General features: G+C 60.4%; 13 protein-coding genes. 7 read left to right on the forward strand and 6 right to left on the reverse strand.

Translation table 11 applies throughout. The annotated features are described in order from the left end of the window. Window positions 1-158: 158 nt before the first annotated feature. Entirely contained in the window at window positions 159-902 is a 744-nt protein-coding gene (locus ACYQ2I_RS16440; RefSeq protein WP_460168119.1) for a 3-keto-disaccharide hydrolase, read from the reverse strand. Between the two features lie 240 nt (window positions 903-1142). Between ACYQ2I_RS16440 and ACYQ2I_RS16445 the strand changes: the two genes are divergently transcribed. The 3 genes from ACYQ2I_RS16445 (at window position 1143) to ACYQ2I_RS16455 (ending at window position 4197) form a co-directional block, all read left to right on the forward strand. Then, entirely contained in the window at window positions 1143-2072 is a 930-nt protein-coding gene (locus tag ACYQ2I_RS16445; RefSeq protein WP_460168120.1) for a dienelactone hydrolase family protein, read from the forward strand. A gap of 30 nt (window positions 2073-2102) precedes the next feature. Next, window positions 2103-3431 (forward strand): UvrB/UvrC motif-containing protein, encoded by a 1329-nt coding sequence (locus ACYQ2I_RS16450; RefSeq protein WP_460168121.1) that lies wholly within the window; start codon window positions 2103-2105, stop codon window positions 3429-3431. A gap of 289 nt (window positions 3432-3720) precedes the next feature. After that, window positions 3721-4197 (forward strand): division/cell wall cluster transcriptional repressor MraZ, encoded by a 477-nt coding sequence (locus tag ACYQ2I_RS16455; RefSeq protein WP_460168122.1) that lies wholly within the window; start codon window positions 3721-3723, stop codon window positions 4195-4197. Window positions 4198-4558: 361 nt separating this feature from the next. Here ACYQ2I_RS16455 and ACYQ2I_RS16460 read toward each other — a convergent pair whose 3' ends face one another. The 3 genes from ACYQ2I_RS16460 to ACYQ2I_RS16470 all read right to left on the reverse strand — a co-directional run bounded on the left by ACYQ2I_RS16460 (window position 4559) and on the right by ACYQ2I_RS16470 (window position 8445). Then, window positions 4559-4990, reverse strand: coding sequence for a response regulator (locus ACYQ2I_RS16460; RefSeq protein WP_460168123.1), 432 nt, complete (start codon window positions 4988-4990; stop codon window positions 4559-4561). Window positions 4991-5223: 233 nt separating this feature from the next. Further along, on the reverse strand, window positions 5224-6465 hold the full coding sequence (locus ACYQ2I_RS16465; RefSeq protein WP_460168124.1) for a mandelate racemase/muconate lactonizing enzyme family protein: 1242 nt from the start codon (window positions 6463-6465) through the stop codon (window positions 5224-5226). Between the two features lie 69 nt (window positions 6466-6534). Then, window positions 6535-8445, reverse strand: coding sequence for a hypothetical protein (locus ACYQ2I_RS16470; RefSeq protein ID WP_460168125.1), 1911 nt, complete (start codon window positions 8443-8445; stop codon window positions 6535-6537). Window positions 8446-8860: 415 nt separating this feature from the next. Here ACYQ2I_RS16470 and ACYQ2I_RS16475 point away from each other — a divergent pair, with 415 nt between their 5' ends. From ACYQ2I_RS16475 to ACYQ2I_RS16490, 4 genes are all read left to right on the forward strand, one after another. After that, window positions 8861-10810 carry an ABC transporter ATP-binding protein gene (locus ACYQ2I_RS16475; RefSeq protein WP_460168126.1) on the forward strand — a complete coding sequence of 650 codons (1950 nt, stop codon included), beginning with the start codon at window positions 8861-8863 and terminating at the stop codon, window positions 10808-10810. Between the two features lie 695 nt (window positions 10811-11505). Then, window positions 11506-13101 carry an MATE family efflux transporter gene (locus ACYQ2I_RS16480; RefSeq protein WP_460168127.1) on the forward strand — a complete coding sequence of 532 codons (1596 nt, stop codon included), beginning with the start codon at window positions 11506-11508 and terminating at the stop codon, window positions 13099-13101. A gap of 230 nt (window positions 13102-13331) precedes the next feature. Beyond that, the gene (gene speA / locus ACYQ2I_RS16485; protein ID WP_460168128.1) at window positions 13332-15257 is read left to right on the forward strand and encodes a biosynthetic arginine decarboxylase; all 1926 of its coding nucleotides are present in this window, start codon (window positions 13332-13334) and stop codon (window positions 15255-15257) included. A gap of 75 nt (window positions 15258-15332) precedes the next feature. Further along, on the forward strand, window positions 15333-16139 hold the full coding sequence (locus ACYQ2I_RS16490; protein ID WP_460168129.1) for an alpha/beta fold hydrolase: 807 nt from the start codon (window positions 15333-15335) through the stop codon (window positions 16137-16139). A gap of 70 nt (window positions 16140-16209) precedes the next feature. On the opposite strand, the gene ACYQ2I_RS16495 is transcribed toward ACYQ2I_RS16490, so the two are convergent. Beyond that, window positions 16210-17376: a hypothetical protein gene (locus ACYQ2I_RS16495; protein WP_460168130.1), complete on the reverse strand. Its 1167-nt coding sequence runs from the start codon at window positions 17374-17376 to the stop codon at window positions 16210-16212. A gap of 316 nt (window positions 17377-17692) precedes the next feature. Next, window positions 17693-19909: a PPC domain-containing protein gene (locus ACYQ2I_RS16500; protein ID WP_460168131.1), complete on the reverse strand. Its 2217-nt coding sequence runs from the start codon at window positions 19907-19909 to the stop codon at window positions 17693-17695. Window positions 19910-19942: the final 33 nt, after the last annotated feature.

A 19942-nucleotide genomic window follows, 5' to 3' on the forward strand; every position in this document is an offset into this window, starting at 1 on the left:
CCGATGCCCGAAAGCCACGCCTTCGTCGTCCGTCGAGAATTCGGAACCCATTGCGCGCGGACCGTCCGCGCCGGGGCGGGATCATCCCAAATTCCCATCGTCGCTGTCAACGGGACTCCCAGGCAAAACAGGCAATCTAGAAAACAAACACAAGACATTCACCGGCGATCAGAGCCCGACGCAGCTTCTTTCGGATCGTCGATCCGGATCATGAGGTCCTTGAACTGGACCTTCATGGGCGGGCCGGGATGCATTTGCAGGGCGATGATGCCTTTGCGAGCGGCCTGGCCTTCCTGGTCGTCGTATACCTCGGCGGTAACGTGACCATTGATCGACAAAACGATGTGGTTTCCCTTGGCCACGATGCGGTACTCGTTCCAACCGTCGGTATGCACGTACTTCAGCAGTTCGGCCGGATCCGCGAATTGCGTTTCGTGCCGCGTACCGTCAGGATCGATGACCACCCGTTGTCCCCGAAGGGCGACACCCCCGCGGGCGTGTTCGAACAAAGCACCGGTCCACTTTCCGGCAGCATCGATGTCGGCCTGGTATCCCCGCGTGTCGAAATCGGGTATCTCGCGACTGCGGAACTGTACACCGGAATTGCCGCCTTGAATGCGGTACTTCAGCCGCAACTCGAAATCGCCCGGTGTGCCGCCGCGCCAAATGAGGTAATTGTGTTTCGTGCACGGATGCTCCGGCGTGCTTTCGCAGGTGATCGCGCCGTCTTCAACATGCCACCAACCGGGTTTTCCCTCCCAGCCGGTCAGGTCGCGTCCGTTGAACATCGACACGAACCCCTCGGGCAACGGCTCGTCGCCGCGGACGCCGATCGACCATCCGCACACGATTCCGGCAGCCAATACAAGATACGCAGCACAACGAAAGAAGCGATCGATCACGGCAAATCTCCCATTTCGTAGACGCGAATCGGCTCTCCTCGATGGATGTCGAACCCCGATGCCGCTAGCGTAGTCACCGGCGCAGGCCGATCGCAAGAAATTCGTCCAAAGCTCGTTGCGGCCTGCGACGGCAACACGCAAGCCGCCGCTTGACAGTCCTTCCCTCGGATTTCACGATCAACGGCAATCCGCGGACTCTTTGTGCATTCGCTTGCTCAAACCTCAAGAGAATGAATCGCGATGACGCCCGACACCGAAACGAAGCGTGCCGCGTTGCTGAAATGCCTAGGCGGTCCGTGGCCCGAATGCGGTCCGCTGGAGCTGACCGTCGATTCCACGTCGCAGGAAGAAGGCTTTCGGCGACTGTCGGTAAGCTACCAGGTCGAGCCGGAAGAACGTGTTTCGGCGTGGCTTCTCGTGCCCGATGAGGCATCGAGCGAAAACCCTCGTCCGGCCGTCGCCGTGTGGCATCAGCACAACAACCAATGGGAGCTGGGAAAGAGCGAACCGGCCGGTCTGGCGGGCGATCCGGCGCAGCATGTCGGTCCGCGGTTGGCTCGCGAAGGATACGTGGTCCTGTGCCCGGATGCCGCCGCCTTCGAAGATCGTCGCGATGATCGCCTGATCGGCGACGCGTACGAGCGTTTTCTCTTTTTGCGGTACGTCGTCGAAGGAAAATGCCTGGCCTGGAAAAATATTCTCGACATGCGCCGGGCGATCGACATCCTTGAAAGTTTGCCCGAAGTCGACGGGACACGCATCGGTTGCTTCGGCCATTCGATGGGGGCTACGTTCACGTGGTTGGTGGGAGCCTTCGAAGAACGACTCAAGGCATTGGTCGCAAACTGCTGTCTGCCCACCTACTACGGCATTCACCGCGAGCATATCATTCATTGCTTCAGCAATTTCGTCCCCGGCTGGCTGGCCTACGGCGACACGCCCGACATCGTCGCCTCGTGTGCACCGAAACCGCTGTGGATGAATTTTGGGGAAAAAGACGCCGGAAGTCCGATCGACGAAGTTCGCAAGGGCTTGACGACGATTCGGCGGGCGTATGCGGCGGCCGGGACTCCCGAAGCGTTCGGCAGTTTCATCGAACCCGGTGCCGGCCACGCTTTGACCGAAACGATGTGGCGACATACGCTTCGCTGGTTTGAGCGTCACTTGTGACGACGATATCCTTTGCCTGTTTGTGAATCCATGAGTGACTCCGAGTATCCGCATCGAGACACCCCTGCCGCACGGAAGGTGAAGAACTTTCCGCATGCGCCCGGTGTGTACCTGATGAAGGATGCGGCGGGCGTCGTCATTTACGTAGGCAAGGCGAAAGATCTGCGGAATCGTGCCGGGTCGTATTTCCTCAAGGCAGCCGCCGAAGATCCCCGTACCGCGCGGTTGGTTCAAGAAATCTGCGACATCGACTATCTTGAAGCCGACAGCGAGGTCGATGCCCTGTTGATGGAAGCCCGGCTGATCAAGGACATCCAGCCGAAGTACAACAAAGAACTCAAGGACGACAAGACTTTCCCCTACCTCGAAATCGTGATGCGGGAAGACTTTCCCCGCGTGCGATTCACCCGCGAGCCGCAAAGCTCGGGAACACGGTTGTTCGGTCCGTTCGCCAGCCCGCGGGCGCTGCGCGGGGCGATCCAGGTGATGCAGAAGATCTTTCGCTTTCGCACGTGCAACCTGGACATCGAGGAAGGCGACGAACGTTGGCGATGGTTCCGTCCGTGCCTATTGGCGTCGATCAACCAGTGCACCGCCCCCTGTAACCTGCGGATTTCGAAAGAGGACTACCGCCGCGACATCCGGCGATTGATTCGCTTTCTCGAAGGGGGCAAAACGCAACTGTTGAGCGAGTTGCGACGAGAGATGAAACAGGCGGCCGCCGAACTTCGGTTCGAAGATGCCGCACGCATCCGCGACGAAATCACGCTTCTGGAAAAGCTGGATGAACGCGGCAAGCTGGACGAGCACGTGCAGCCGGAGGTCTTTCACGTCGATCCCAAGAAAGGCCTGGAAGGCCTACGCCGTGTTCTGAAACTCGCCGAAACGCCGCGTACGATCGAGGGCGTCGATATCGCACACCTGGCGGGCACCGAAACGGTCGCGTCTCTCGTCCGTTTCATCGACGGCTTGCCCTTCAAGCCGGGCTACCGCCGATATCGGATCCGCTCGGTTCAGGGCGTGGACGACTACGCGAGCATCCGCGAAGTGATCGCCCGCCGATTTCGCGTGCACGAAGACGCCGATCCCCCGCCGGACATTCTCCTGATCGACGGAGGCAAGGGGCAGCTTCACGCCGCCTTGGAAGCGCTCGGCCGCCGTGATTTTCGCCCGAAGGTCGTTCTCTCGTTGGCCAAGAAGAACGAAGAGATCTATCTCCCCGGCATCGAGAAACCGCTGCGATTGAGTCGGCACGCGTTCGCGCTGCGGCTTCTTCAGTACGTGCGGGACGAAGCGCATCGATTCGCCCAGCATTATCACCATCTGCTGCGGAAGCGCCGCCAGATCGGCGACGCCTGATCTGCCCGGCGTCCTACGCTGATCGGGCAAGTCGAATCTTGTCCCCCGCCGCCCTCGCCAAGCGTCCTCGGCTCGGTACGCGGGAAAAGTGCGCGCCGAAGACTTGCCCTCGCCAGAAAATCCGTTACATTAGGCGAAGTGGTTGGGAAACACATCCCAAATTACGAGCATTTATCGTTGGTTTTGTGGGAAACCAGCCCATATAATCAAAAAGGATCCATTTGTTACGGAGGATGTCCGCACACTCCCAGCAGCCAGTCGCCGTACGTCGATGCCCAACGACGCCCCAATGATCATCGGTGAATTCCAGCGAACGCTGGACGAGCGATATCGCTTGTCGATCCCGGCCGAATTGCTCGCGGCCTGGTCGGGCACCGGCGACGAAAACGTGGATTTCGTACTGGTCAAGGAACGGCGCGGGTGTCTCAGCCTGTGGGACGCCCCCGGCTGGCGGGAACGCTGGGAAGCCGGTGTCGAGCTGATCCGTCAAAAGATTCGTCTCGGCCGCCTCGAAGGGGAACTGTCGGCCGTCCAACGGTTCGGCAGGCTTTTGTCCAGCCGCTATCGACCGGTGAGCATCACCCAGCGAGGGCGGTTGTTGATTCCCGAGGGATTTCGAGAGTTTTTGGGTGTCGAAGCCGGCGGTAACGTGATGGTCGTCGGTGCCGCCGTATGCATCGAGATTTGGCACCCCGACCGATGGCGACACTACCTGGAACGGCAGATGCCGAAGTTCTCGGCCCTGTTCCAGCACCTGTCGCAGTGAAAAAGTGCGTTCGTCACGAGTCCGTTCACACGCGACGAATTCCCGATACACCGAGCCCGAGTTGGTTTCTTTCGTGCTCACGCATCCCGGTTCTGTGTCACCCGATCAACCCAGGGTTGCGAATCATCACGGATTGGGCTTTCGGGGCACGGATCGCCCCGCTTGAAACAGCCTCACCAACTCGGGCACGGTTTTTTCTTGTCTCGGCTGCGCAGCTTGTCGACTTGCCTTTGCCCTTCCCGATCTAACGGTTCTTTCGACTGCGCGTTCCGATTGCGCGGATAGCAACGATTACAGCGACGCACTCCGGAACGTGTTTGGGTGCGAAACCGTTACCGCGGAACGCGACAAACGCCCCCGATCACCAGCCCCAGGAAGACTCGAGTGCCTGGTGCAGCACGAGGAGCAAGACGTTCGGATCGTACGGCTTGGCGACGAAGTAACACCCACCGGCCGCGCGAATCTTGCGTATGACCTCCGGTTCGTCCGATCCACTGAGGATGATCACCGGAATACTTGCCGTGTCGGGATTCTCGGCCAACACGCGGCACACGTCCAATCCGTGCGTGTCGGGCAGGTGCAAATCGAGGATGACGGCGTCGGGCTTCTCTTCCCTGGCCGCCCGCAAGGCCGATCGGCCGTCGTAGACACCGATCGTCTTGAATCCCTGCCCCTCCAGCCGCATGCACAACACTTCAACCAATACCGGCTCGTCGTCGACGATCAAGACCTTGAGCCGATCGTCGGCCTGGTCGGGACATTCGACGGGAAACGGAATCAGTTCCGTGCTCATGGTTTATACCGATTTTGCCGAGGAACGATCGAGCCGTCGGGAATGTAAACAAACGGTCACGTGAAAATCTGCGCAACAAAACGCAAGCAGGCAAGCAAGAAAGACAGACGCCGCGTACGAAGACGCGGCAAGACCTTTGCATTACACCGAAGATATGAATTACAGCGATCTGCGCGAGCAATGTCCCGCGCGAAGCACACGTCCGGCCGCGAGCGGTGCCCCACCGCCCGACCTCACGCCTCGGTGACCTGTCGCTCCGCCTTGTCGAGGGTTTCCGGCGGAACCTCGACCCCCCAGCCCGGTCCTTCAGGCACGGACACCTCGCCGTCGACGACCTGGAACTGCGGACGGTAGAGTTCGCCCGTCCATCCGTTCGGCTCGATCGAGAACTCCATGAACGGGCCGGCGTTCGGAATCGCTCGCAGCAGATGCGCGGTGAACAAGGTCACCATCGACAGGTTCGCCGAGTGCGGCACGCAACTCATTTGAGCGGCTTCGGCCATCTTAGCGACTTGTCGGGCGCGGGAAATGCCGCCGATGTAGCACACATCGGGCTGGGCGATATCGACCGCCCGCATCGCAATCATCCGCCGCCAGCCGGGCAGAAAGCAATCTTGCTCGCCGCCGGCGACGGGCACGTCGAGAGCACGGGTGACTTCGGCCGTCCATTCGTATTCCCAGTAGGGACACGGCTCTTCGAAGTGACACACGTCGTTGTCGGCCAGCAATTTTCCGACCTCGATCGCCTTCTTCGGCGTGTAGCAACTGTTCGCATCGACCAGCAGCGCCGTTTCGTCGCCGATCGCCTTGCGGACGGTCGGGACGATCTCTTCGGTTCGCCCCGGCCACTGATCTTGGTCGTGTCCGTTCACCCTGCCGATGCGAATCTTGAACGCGTCGAAGCCGAACTCCTCTTTGAGCCGCTTGAGCCGATCGGCCTCGTCTTGCGGTTTGATGTCGCGTCGCATGCTCGAACCGTAGACGGCCACTTTTCCCACGGTGCCGCCCAGCAGCTCACACACGCTCTTGCCTTCGACCTTCCCTCGCAAATCCCACATGGCCGTTTCGACGCCGGTAAGCGCCCGCCGCACGTACGATCCGGGGAACTTGTACGTCGCTTCGACGACCCACTGCGAGAAGGCCTCCGGCTCGTAGATATTCGCCTGCAAGGCCAAGCGAGCCACTTGACGGTGCAGGACGGTAGCGGTGATGTCGGCGTTGTAGGGTGCCGTCTGTCCGAAACCGGTCAAGCCGCTCTTGGTCGTCAATCGCACCAGCGTGACTTGCGGCAAGGTGAAGGTTTCGACGCGAACGATCTCGAGTCCTTCCGGCGGCTTGCGTGTGGCGATCACATTGGGCGGATCGGCCGCGGCGTCCTGGGCACACGCGGGGCGAAACCCGCACATCGCGCCCAAGCCGAATGCCGAAAGCCCCGCCAAGCACTCACGTCTCGATAACCGAAAGTTATGGCGCATCACCGAACTCTCCTCGAAACAATGTCGTCGGCTTCCGCGCAGGAACGGTGCCGTTGCCGCGATCGACGATTACAGTGAGCGAACGAACTCACACAAGTCGTGCAACTCTTGATCGGTGAGCGACTCGATATCGCCACCGCGGGCGCCGTGTTTTCCCTCGCGAATCAGTTCTTCGACGGTCAGGTAGTGTCCGTCGTGCATGTAGGGGGCCGTCCGCCACACCTCGATCAGCGTCGGCGTGTCGAACTCGACGGCCCGATCGTACTTACCTTGCGAGCCGACGTTGTGCATCCGTTGATCGGTGTAATACGGTCCATGATGGCAGTGATAGCAGCCCACGCGTTCGCTGAAAAACAGGGCTTTTCCCCTCTCGGCAGCCTCGCTGAGTTTCCCGTTCACCAGGTACGGACTGGGCACCGGTCGAAGCGAGCGCAGATACGCATCGATCGCTTGGGCGTCTTCTTCCGGCCGGACGGCGAACTGAATGTGCTTGATTCCCGACCGGACAGCTTCTTCCGCAGTCGCCCGCACGCCTTCCCACATCGAAGGCGGCGTCTCGTGTGCAAAAAGCAAACTCTTGTTGTTCTTCGGCGTGCCGATGCCGTCGTTGAGCAAATCCCAATTCAGCCCGTCGACCCGGGCGTCGGGATGACAGCTCGCACAACTTTGCCAATGCTGGAAGCAAAGCGCCGCATCATTGAAATACACTTCGCCGCGTCGCTCGATCGTCCACTCGGGTGTGGGCCCCAATGCGATGTGCGAAAACCGCTCATACGGCGAAGCCGCAAGATCGACCACCGCCAGCACGTCGCTGTAATACACGGCGACGAACACGCGGTTGCCCACGATCGCCAGTCCGCGGGCGCCCTTGATCGGCGGCTTGTCGCCCGATTCCAACGTGTACGCGTACAGCGGTCCGCCGCTTAAGGCCATCCGCTGTTTGAGCCCCACCAAGAACGACAAGTCGTTGGGAACGTCCGAGGCGACGAACGATGCCCGCGTGCCGTCGTACTCGATCGTGGCCGCCGCGGGGTCCGTCGGTAAAGCGGCGAGCTTTTCCATCATGCCCGGCACGTCGACGACGATCAGTTCGTCGGTCGACGCCGTGGTGATGCACACCTTGCTTCCGTCGGCCGTGCAGGCAACTGCATGCGGAACCGCCGCCCCCAGATCGACATCGTCGAGCAACACCGTGTTGATCGGCTTGCGCGAGGCAGTGTCGATGATCGTCATGGCGTTCGTGTTCATCCAGCCGCGTTCCAACTGCGTGGTCGGCATTTGATACCGCGCCAAGATATGTACGGCGAACACATACTTGCCGTCCGGCGATACCGTGATCCCCCGCAGACCGGTCGTTCCGTTGAGCAATCGGATGTTTCCCGACTCGCCCGATCCAGCATCGATCCAAGTGATCTCGGCCGATACGTCGTAGCTGTCGGCACGATCCAACGGAAGCAGATTCGTCACGTAGACGGTACTTCCATCGGGCGACACCGCCGCCTCGATCGGCTCGCGCACGGCTTTCACGCGCCGGATCGTCGTGCCGCTGTTCAGGTCGATGACGCTCACATCGTTGTCGAAGCGGTTGCACACGAACAGTTTCGTTCCGTCGGGCGTGACCACCAACCCGCCGGGCGTGTGTCCCACGTCGAATCGTCGCAGCACCTTGCCTGTGGCCGCATCGATTTCCACCACGCTTCCATCAGACACGCCGGCCGACACAAATAGTCGTTGCCCCTTCGGCCCCAACGTCATGTCGTTGGGTTGCTCGGGAACCGGAATCTGCTGCACGACCTTCATTTCAGCCGTTGCCAGCACGTCGATCCGGCCGGCATCGGCTTCGAGAATGTACACTCGCATTCCATCGGGTGAGGCGACCACCTCGGTCGGCCCGAGATAATCGGCCGCTTCGACCGCTCCCAACGCAAACGCGGTCCAAACACCACAAAGCGTCCAGCAGACGCACGAGAACAACCGCATCGAACTTCTCCAATCGAGGGTACGAGACGGGCTGGGCAGGCAACCTGATGTGTGAGTGCAGATGGTTTTCAGCCGGTCCTACGGCAATTGAAAGGACATCTGCACCCTTCGGCGGGCAGGACACCAAACGACCTCACCACCCCAATGGCGGGGAATCTGCGTGCCAGTATAAATCGCCCGTGCATCGCTGACAACGAAAAACGCCCAACGACGACACCACCTATTCCCTCTACTTATCCCAGTCCCCCGTTTGCATGGATCGCCCTGGGGCGTTCGCGCTGAATCGGTCGGTCTTTGTCATCGCTCGCAAATGTGATACAACGGCAATCCGATCGGACAAACCAGATCGCCGTCGGATACACCCTCAGGGTGCTCGGCGTGCATACCAAGGACGGATTCTTCGGGTTCTTCAGGGATGAAGCAATTCGCACGCGTGCTGAGACTTGTCTTTCGCCGTCGCCTCGCGCTGGCTTGCGCCATCCTTTCGGCATTGGCGGTCGGCGTGCTGTGGGGCGGCAATATCGGCACCCTGTATCCGGTCGTCGAAGTCGCGTTTCGCGGTACGTCGTTGCATGGATGGATCGATCTGAAGATCGACGAGTGCCGACAGGCGATCGCCGAAGAACGCGCTGCATTGCAAGCATCCGAAAACGCCTCGGCCGATCGGCAATTTCACGAGGCCGAAATCGAACGTCAAACGGCCCTCCTGACGCGGTACGAAACACTGGCCCCCTGGATCAAATCGTACACGCCCGACGATCCATTCTGGGATCTGGTGTTGATCGTCGGACTACTCTTGTTGGGTACCGCCGTGAAGAGCGCGGCGGTGGTCGCGAATTCGGTCATCGTCGCGTGGTTGGCCTATCGGGCTACCTTCGAGCTGCGCCAACGGTTCTTCCGCCGCACGCTTCGATTGGATGTCAACCTACTCGACTCCGACGGCACCGCCGACCTGATGAGTCGATTCACGCACGACATGGAACAGGTTCGCGCAGGCATCATGCTTTTGTTCGGCAAACTGGTGCGCGAACCGATGAAAATGGCCGTGTGCCTCACCGGTGCGGCAATCATCTCGTGGCGGTTGTTGCTTGTGGCGCTGTTGGTCGTTCCGCCTGCCGCATTCGCCATACGGTGGCTCAGCCGCATGCTCAAGCGATCGAACCGGCACGCCATGGAAGAAATGGCTCAACTGTACGGCGTGCTGGAAGAAACACTGCGTTCGATCCGTGTCGTGCAGGCATTCACGACCGAACGACGCGAGTCCCGCCGCTTTTTCGAAACCGGCCGCCGCTACCTGCGAATGGGCATGAAGATCGCGCGATACAACGCGCTTTCGCACCCCCTCACCGAAATGCTCGGGATGACGATCATCAGCCTTGCGATCCTCGGCGGCGCGTACATGGTCATGGGACCTTCGGCATCGCGGGCGAGCCTCTCGATGCCCTCGTTGGTGCTGTTCTTCGCCCTGTTGGCCGGTGCCGCCGACCCGATTCGCAAATTGTCCGACGTGTTCGTCGGCTTGCAGCGAGCCGCGGCGGCGGCGGAACGCATCTACGCCATGTACGATCGCAAACCGCGTATTCGCGACGACCGCCGGGCCGTCGAGATTCCTCGCCACCATCGCGACCTGACGTTCGAAAACGTGACGTTCTCCTACCACCCGGGCCGGCCGGTCTTGCACGACGTGTCCCTTCGCATTCCTTACGGGCGCACGGTCGTTATCGTAGGACCGAGCGGCTGCGGAAAAAGCACGCTGGCGTCGCTCGTTCCGCGATTCGCCGATCCCGATTCGGGCAGCGTACTGCTCGACGGCATTCCGCTCCCCAAAATCCGCCTCAAGAGTCTCCGCCGACAGATCGGCCTCGTCACGCAGGAACCGACCCTGTTCGACGACACGGTGTTCAACAACATCCGCTACGGATCGCCCAATGCCGGCGAAGCCGAAGTGGTCGCCGCCGCCAAGAAAGCACATGCCCACGACTTCATCGTGAACGAGCTGGCCGACGGCTATGCCACGCGGGTCGGGCCGATGGGGAGCAACTTGTCGGGGGGGCAACGCCAACGCATCGCCCTTGCGCGGGCAATCTTGCGGGATCCCGCGATTCTCATCCTCGACGAGGCAACCAGCCAAATCGATATGGAAAGCGAACAGCTCATCCAAGACGCGCTGGAAGAATTCGTGCAAGGGCGAACGACGATCATCATCACCCATCGCTTGGCGGCCGTTTCTCTGGCGGACGTCATCGTCGTCATGCACGACGGCCGCATCCTCGATATGGGCAGTCACGCCGAACTATTGAGTCGGTGCGGCTTCTACCGCCGTCTGCACGCAACCGGACCGGAAGATCTTCGCGCGAGCGCCTGAACGCGCCCCTTCTTCGCTTTGTCGACAATACATCTTCCATGCAAGTTGGGGGACCTGTCCGTGACCTGATCGCGCTCTTTTGGCGTCGAAACCGTATTCCCGCGGTTTTGGCACGGGCTTTGCAATGCTACTAACAACGGATTCAGGCAATGGGCCGAAGACACACCTCCGAGCTTTCCGCCCGACTCCCCATCGGGCGGTCCAGGAACAGAGAAGAGGCTTTTTTCGGAATCCTCGGAGAAGAGGCAAATTTCGGAACATTGGCTGGAGAAGAGGTTAGGGGAACAACTGCGGGAAGGTCCGCTTCTTTCAAGAGTACGCACCACGGTTTTAGGGCCGGAACGCAGTTTGCTCCTAGTGGGGCCGGCACGAAGAGGCCTTTCGGTGATCGAAGAGGCACCGTCGGGACCCCCCAACAACGATGCTCTCCTCTTTACGGACGAGGAACCCTCCCGACGGGTCGGAAGTACCGGCTTCCGAGCAACGACGGCGAGCCAGGATTCGAAGCCCGAACGAATGCTGGCTCGCCTGTTTTATTTTGCTACAGCAAAATCGAACACATGCAGCACAATAACACACCCCCTCAAGGGAGACACAATTTTCATTCGATTGTCGAGGCGAAATTTTTTCAGGGCTTTTTCTCACTCTTCCGACTGTCGGCTTCGACCAACGTAACAGCGGAATCCCCCTAAAAGATGGGGTCGCAAGCCGGCAGGCTTCTCTACGCACGGCAGGCCGGTTCCGAGTATACTTCAATCTTTCACGGATTGCCGTACGCGACTCGAATTGGACGCTTCTTCCGCATTCACCGCCACCTCGATCGCTTTCAACCGGCCGGGTTCTCCCCGACCGCTCCCCCACCGATGGCCGACAGCGCGATTCCGCTTTCCAACACGATTTCCAACGATTGGATCGACGAACCCGGCGTCGTCCGTCCCTTGTTGCGCCTGGCGGCACCGGTGTTGGCCGAGCAGTTCTTGGCGATGTTGGTCGGCTTCTCCGACACGATTCTCACCGGCCACTATCTCGCCAAAGAACAATTGGCGGCCATCACGTTGATGGCCTACGTGCTTTGGATGGTCTACGGACTGTTCAGCATCGTGGCTCTCGGGGCGACGGCGCTCGTCGCCCGCTACTTTGGGGCAGGCAAACCCGGCCTCGCCCGCATGGTCGTTCATCAGTCGTTTCTCGTCGGGACGGTCATCGCCTTATTGGGTTTTGCCGTCGCCGTTCCGTTCGGCGATCATTTCATTGCGCTATTGCAGCTCAAAGGTGAGTCTGCCGCTTCGGCTGTGCGATACTTTCACATCATCTTGCCCGTATTGCCGTGCGTAATGATCAACAGCGTCGTCATCGCTTCGTTGCGTGGGGCGGGCGACATGGTTCGCGGCCTGATCGTGATGGGGATCGTAAACGTCGTCAATATCGCGGTAAGCTGGGTACTCTGCCTTGGCCTTTTCGGACTTCCGACGCTGGGATGGCGAGGCATTGCGCTGGGCACGGCATGCGGCTACGCAACAGGCAGCGTCGTTTCGCTGGGGATCCTCGTTTTCGGCAAGACCGGCTTGTACCTGCGGCTGCGCGACTTTCGCCCCGATATTCGATTGATCCGCAAACTGCTTTGGGTGGGGATTCCCGGCGGCGCCGAAATGGCCACGGTGATCGCTTGCCAGTTGTGGTTTCTTTCGGTGATTAACTCGCTAGGCGACACGGCGGCGGCCGCGCACGGCGTCGCCATCCGAGTCGAATCGCTGGCGTTTCTGCCGGGTGCCGCTTTTCAACTGGCGGCAGCCACGATGGCCGGACAATACCTGGGCGCGAAGATGTTCGACAAAGCCAACCGCAGCGTTTTGGCAGCTTGCGGAATCGGCGGCGGCATCATGCTGATAGGGGCAGCCGTGTTCTTCACGGCGGCGCCGCAACTTGCCACCCTGATCGCCGGCGGAAAAAACGCCGAGGTCGTCCAGACCGCCGCCCCTCTGTTGAGAACAGTCGCCTTGGGCATTCCGGCCTTGGCCTCGGTGATGATCCTAAGCGGCGCCCTGCGAGGTGCCGGTGATACGCGCTGGCCGTTGCTGGTATCGATGTTGGGACTGCTGGGCATTCGCATTCCCCTGGCCTACTGGTTGGCCCTCCCCGAGTTCACGATTCCCTGGCTGGGGCTGACGGTGGCGGCAAAAGGGATGGGCGTGTTGGGCGCTTGGTGCGCAATGGTGATCGACTTGTGGGTGCGAGCGGTCTTGATTTTTCGACGTTTCCAACACGGCGGCTGGAAGCACATCGACTTGTAATCGCCCCCTTTCGGGGCCGCGGACAATCCACTGTTTTCGACAACCTTGCCCCTTTTCACACCCTCGCCGGCGTGTAATATTCGATTGTTTCTCGGCGGGTAGTTCGCACCGTCCGCCGACTCGTGTTCGCCCGGCCACCCTGTTGCCATCGCTCTCTTGCCCATCGATTTTTCATTGCGAATTCGCGCGATTTCCGAGAGCGGTCTACCCCACGTCGGAGCCCCGATACAATGAGCCGCATCGATTCCGATACCAAGCGTTGGACCGTCGCCGACGCGGCCGATCTGTACGAAGTCGCCGCCTGGGGGCAAGGCTACTTCTCGGTCGCTGAAAACGGCCACATCCTGATCCATCCCGATCGACGCTCCGACCGATCGATCGACCTGAAGCACCTGGTCGATCGCCTCCGGAACCGCGGCATCGAACCCCCCGTTCTGTTTCGTTTCAAGGGCATTCTCCGCGACCGCATTCAGCAAATCCATGATTCCTTCGAAAGCGCAATCACGGAACACGGCTACCAAGGCGAGTATCGCCTGATTTATCCCATCAAGGTCAACCAAGAGAGGCAGGTCGTCGAAGAAATCTTGGAATTCGGCTCACAGTACCATTACGGGCTCGAGGCCGGCAGCAAACCCGAACTCTTGGCCGTGATCGCCTTGGCATCCGACGACACGCCCATCGTGTGCAACGGTTTCAAAGACGCCCGCTTCATCGAGACCGCTTTGTTGGCCCAGAAGATGGGCCGACACATTTTCTTGGTCGTCGAAAAATACACCGACCTCTCGTACATCTTGGAGCGATCGAAGCAGCTCGATGTCCGCCCTCAGATCGGCTTTCGCATCAAATTGGCCGCGGTCGGCTCCGGACGATGGCAATCTTCCGGCGGACACCGCTCGAAATTCGGGCTGACGATCAACGAGGCCTTGCGCGGCGCGAAGGAGCTCCAGGAAGCCGGTATGTCCGATTGCCTGAAGTTGCTTCATTTCCACCTCGGCAGCCAGATCACAAACATTCGCTTCATCAAGGCAGGGCTGATCGAGGCCGCCCACGTGTACGCCGAATTGAAGCGGTTGGGAACCGGTCTCGAAATCATGGATGTCGGCGGCGGGTTGGGAGTCGACTACGACGGTTCCCAAACGACGTTCGATTCGAGCATCAATTACACGCTGCAAGAATACGCGAACGACGTCGTCTTCCACATTCAAAACGTGTGCGACGAAGCCGAAGTACCGCATCCGATGATCTTCTCCGAAAGTGGTCGCGCCGTGGTTGCTTACAACAGTGTTTTGGTCTTCAATGTTTTGGGCGTTGCCGAGCGGGGCGAAAATCATCTCCCCAAATCACTTCCCGAAGACGTCGAACAGCCGGTGTTCGACCTGATGGAAACGTACCAGGGCATCCACGACCGGAACCTGTTGGAAAGTTTTCATGACGCCCAGGAAGCGCTCGATCGTGCAATTCACCTTTTCAACAGCGGTTACATGCCGATCGAACAGCGGGCCATGTCCGAGAGCCTGTTCTGGGCGATCTGCCGCAAGATTCGCGCCCGCATGAAACAGCTGGGCCGCATTCCCGAAGAACTTCAGGTTCTTGACTCGTTGCTGAGCGAAATCTATTACTGCAACTTTTCACTCTTTCAATCGTTGCCCGACGCTTGGGCAATCGAGCAACTGTTTCCGATCATGCCCATTCATCGGTTGCACGAGCGTCCCACGCGGTATGCGATATTGGGCGACATCACTTGCGATTCCGACGGCAAGATCGACCGGTTTGTCGATCGTCGCGAGGTGAAGCGTGCCTTGCCGTTGCATGAGTTTCGCGGCGAACCGTATTACTTGGGCGTGTTCCTGATCGGGGCCTACCAAGAGATCCTGGGCGACCTGCACAACTTGTTCGGCGATACACATGCCGTGCACGTCTCGCTCGATGAAGAAGACGGCTCACCCGTCGTCGAAGCACTGATCACCGGCGATACGGTTCGTGACGTGCTCTCGTACGTCGAATTCGATTGTGCCTCGCTTTTGGTGCGTATACGGACGGACGTCGAAAAAGCCATCCGGCAAGGACGCATCGACGATCGCCAAGCAGGGCGCCTGCTGCGGTTTTACCAGTCCGCTCTCGACAGCTACACCTACCTGGAAGACACTATCGACTAACCGGGACGGTCCATTCGGTTCCGGCCCAAGCTTTCCGCCCGACCGGCTTTCGTTCGTCTTTGAGAGTACGGAATCATGCCGCACGTCGCTTCCGAGGGCGTCTCGATCTACTACGAAGCACACGGTCACGGCTCACCGTTTTTGTTTCAGCACGGCTGCGGCGGAGACCATACGCGCGCGCTCGACTTGGCCGAGGGCTTGCCGGGGCTTCGCGTGATCGCGGCCGATGCCCGCGGACACGGTCGATCGGAACTCGGCCCCATCGACGATTTCACATTTCGCACGCTTGCCCGCGACATGCTCGCCGTACTCGATGCCGAGGGGATTTCTCGGGCGACGGTCGGCGGTATTTCGATGGGAGCGGCGATCGCGGTGAGCCTTGCGCTTCTTGCCCCGGAGCGAGTCGCAGGATTGGTGCTATGCCGTCCGTGCTGGCTCCACGAACCGGATCCGCCGCATGCCCGCGTCTTTGCCGAGATCGGACGTCTCATCGAGTCGCACGGCGGTATCGAGGCGGCGAGGTGCTTTCGTGAAAGCCCGACGTATCAAGACATTGCCCGCGAAGCTCCCGATTTGGCCGAATCACTTGCAGGTTTGTGCCTGCAAGAGGGAATCGAACGCACGGCGAAGAAGTTCATCCGCATCGCCCCGCAAACGGTCGTCGACGACCTTGCGACGCTGCGACAGATCGACGTGCCGACACTGGTCCTCGCCACCGAACGCGATCCGGTCCATCCGATTCGCTACGGCGAGCTGCTAGCCCGCGAGATTCCCAATGCGCGGTTGGAAATCATCACACCCAAGCCCGTCGCCCCGGAAAGATACCGCGACGAAGCCCGCGAGGCCATCGGGCGTTTTATCGCCGAATGCATCCGTTTCTAAGTCTTGGGCCTGTTCGACCAGACGCCCACAGAGAAGCCGGGCCGAAGCCCACGATCGGCCGAAATAGAAATCAATCGAAGCAAAAGCAATCGGTGGTCGGGCAATGGTGCATACCGCATTCGCCTTCGGGCGTTCTTTCCACCGGCGGTACGGCTGTTGCCCCACCCGTACCCTCGGGCGACGGGGCGGTTGCCTGCTTTCCCCGCTTTTTCTTGGCGCGTTTGCGGCGAGGCGTCGGCGGTTCTTCTGCGGGCTTTACCGAGCTTTCCCCAGCAACCGAGGCGGTTTGCGAGGTGTTTGCCCCGATTTTCGGCGGCACGTCGACCGCCATCGTCAAACGCACTCGCTCCGTCGTCGCCAGAGGCACACGATGTTCCACGACCCATGCCGTAGGGTCGGCAGCAGCCGCTCGATGCAACCATTCACCGGCCGAAGCGCCGAGGCGTCGGGCCGGTACCGCCCACAAGGCTACGTTGCTTCCGCAAGTGCGAAGCTGTGTTCGCAACCGACTCAACGAAGGCGCTTCGTCGCGATGACCGAAGGGCAGGAACGTAAGACTCTCCAACGGTAACGTGAACAAGGCCTTCCAGCGTTCCAATCCGATCTGATCGAAGGGATCTTCGAACACGATCGTCGGTCCGATGCCGTGCGACCACAGGACTAAAGCATCGAGAAATCGTTCGACGGCGAGCCATCCTTTCCTGCCCGCCGCTCGCGCGTGATCAATCCCCCAAGCCGGTACGAGGTCTCGCCACGGATCGCGGACGAGCATTCGCGGCTGTTGCGGTATCGGATCGCGGGCGTACAGCGTGACCAAATTGCCCGCGGCATCGACCACCGGCCATACCAACATGCCGACCAACCGATCATCTCCGGCCAGGCGTGCACGTTCGACGATCTCACGGCGAATTCCCTGCGCTCGCCACCGGCGAACCAGTTCGTCGCGTAGGGGATACAACCCCAGCGGCAAACGACGCAGCCCCTCGAGGCGACATCCGATGCCGGCAAGAAATTGTCGTGCCTGCGCGGCCGCCGGTGTGTCGGAATGGAGATGATGGTAGCACACGTCGAGAAAGACGGCCTCGGCCGCGCGAATCAAATGGGCCGTGATATGATCGGCATCCAATACGCGTGCAGTCTCTTCAGCGGGAGCGGCAACGACACTGACGGCCACCGAGTGCATCGTCGGCTGCGTCGGCTTTGCAACGTGTTTCGGCGTTTGATCGGGTCGGGACATGATCGGGCCTCCCAGCCGGCACCCGCTCCAGGCCGATCCGCCTGCCAATCGACATGCGGGCCGCCACCACGGACATTCGACGCACGGTTCACGATCTATCTTGTTTGCTCGAGCCATTCCCTGCTGCCCCGCACGACTTCCTCGCAGAACGAGGCGGGTGCCGTCCTGTGTTCCCCGGCTTTCGTAGGAAAAACGCCGCCCGAACCACCATGTTCGGCAGCGCAACCGGAGAAGAGTACCGACTTTTCGCGGCCAAGACCAGAGCGTTTATGCGGCCCAAGACGGCAATGCTGTCGGCGCCTGCATGCCGCAACGATCAGCCGTCTCCTGGACCAATGCGGTACGGAATCGCCGGCAAGACACCGATGGGCGCGACCGTCACGCGAACCGGTGCGCCGTTACCCGGATCACGTTTTCGTGACAGCGAAATCGCGACGATCAAGTTTCCGGCCTGTCCTTGAGCCACCTTTTCCTCATCGGCGTACAGCGTCAATACGGCGTTGGCGTCGGTCATCCGCACGTTTTCGACGGCGATCCCCTCGGGCGGATTCTTCAGCTCAAACTTCAACTCTCCCCCCTGAGGGATGTAGCGAGGCAGCCGCACGATCACTTCCGCCGAACCTCCGCGGGGGATCTCGACCGATCGCGTCACCAGCAGGTTCGGTACCGGTCCTTTCAAGAATCGCCCGGTCGCGTAAACCATCCAGTTTTCGGCAGGCACCAAATGTTGATAGATGAACGCCTGCATCATGTCTTCGGCGGGAACGGCGATGCGGCTGATTTCCTTGCCCGCGATGGTCGCCGTCCCTTCGATTTGCGGGAGATACGGGCGAGGTCGCGGTGAGGGCACCGTCAACGTGACGGGGACCTTGTCGGCACCGGCCGGAATTCTCCCCCCCGCCAGCACGAATCCTTCTCCCCGATGCCGCAAACGCAAATCGATCGGCCCGTCGAAACCATCGCGCCGTACGGCGTAGACCATCACCGGCGCCGGCACTCCGCTGCGGACCGTCAAGCTCGCCGGAGCCAGACGTAGCTCGAAGTCCGGTCGCGGCTTGCTGATCCGCAGCCGGTAAGCGTACTCGGAACCGCCGTGTTGCTGGGTTTCACCGAGTTGCACGTAGTAACGCCCGTCCTCCGGCAGCTCGCACATCACATACGAGTCGGCATGGTGGGTAATCAATCCGAATGCCGGGTCTTTGTAGTCGTCGTTCGCCGCGATCAAGTTGCCTTTCGCGTCGGCAATCCGCACCAGGGAATCGACCGGCGACTCGAGCCGTCGCGCCGTCACCTCGACGACGACCTTTTGTCCTTTCTTTCCATCAAAAGCGAACACGTCCCAATCGCCGGGCACATCGATGCGACCGTTGACGATCTGCCCCAATGGAACAAACTGTGCCTTGTTGTTGGTATTGTTGTTCTCCTGTTCGAATTGTTCGGGCAGCTCGCTCACCAGGAAGGGCACCCGATTCGACGGCACTTTGCCCGCCTTGACTTGCAGGTAGTGAATCCCCGGTTCCATGTCGGCCGTGTCGACCGTCAACGAGTCGACGGGGAGGTTCCAGCCGGTCACGTGCACCTCCAGCTTGCGCCCCTTCGGAGCACCGAGCGGGAAGATATTTGTCACGAACGGCAACTCGCCGACCGAAACGCGGTACACGAAGTCTTCGCGTCCGCGAAAGATCGAATCGCGGATCTCCAGTTCGTATTCGCCGTCCTCGGGCACCTCGAAGAATAGCACGGGATCGGGATGAAAGCGGAAGTCGTCGTCGAATTCGAGCTTGTTGCCGTCGGCATCGTACAGGGTGAGAACCGCCTGGAACCAGCCGGGCACGGCATCGGCCAGATAGGGAATCAACGTGCGGGCTTCAGTGACGACGACCAGCTTTTGCCCTTTTTTCGCCGAAAAGCGATAGCGATCCTTGTCGCCGGGCAGCGTTTGTCCGTTGATGACCACCGGCGTTTCGACTTCGATCGCCCCTTGGTCCATGTTCTTCCCGGGATTGCGGAAATCGTACTCCTCGTGCTCGACGTATTCGGGCAAGACGCCGACCTCGAACACGACGGGATTCGACACCCCTGCCGGCGTAAGGACGCGGAACTCGTGCCTTCCCAACGGCGCATCGGGAGCGGCCGTGATCTCGACGACCAGCGATTCGGCCAACGCCGGATTCTGGTTGCGATTGAAAGTCATCAACTTCTTGCGGATTTCCGCCAGCTCTGCCAGCACCTCGGGCGTTTTCTTTTGATTCTGAAGCTCCTGTGCCCGCATCCGCAGGTCGTTGAACTCTTTTTGCGTCAGGGGGCGTTTGTATTCCACCACCTGGGCTGTCAAACCTTCGCCCGAAAATAGCAGGGTGGCCCCTTCTCTGAAGCGCTGTCCGCCGACGACCACACGGGCCGTTTCTCCACGGCGGACCCCGGCGGGGTACACGTAGGCGATGTGCGGCAAGTTCTGCGGCTGCTGGGCCGCGGCGTCCACGACGCACAATGCCGACACGATCACAGCCGATACGATTCGCCGGACGTTCATTTCCACGCTCCCGCAACTGTCGAACATGTCGTC

Source organism: Thermostilla marina, assembly GCF_054657455.1.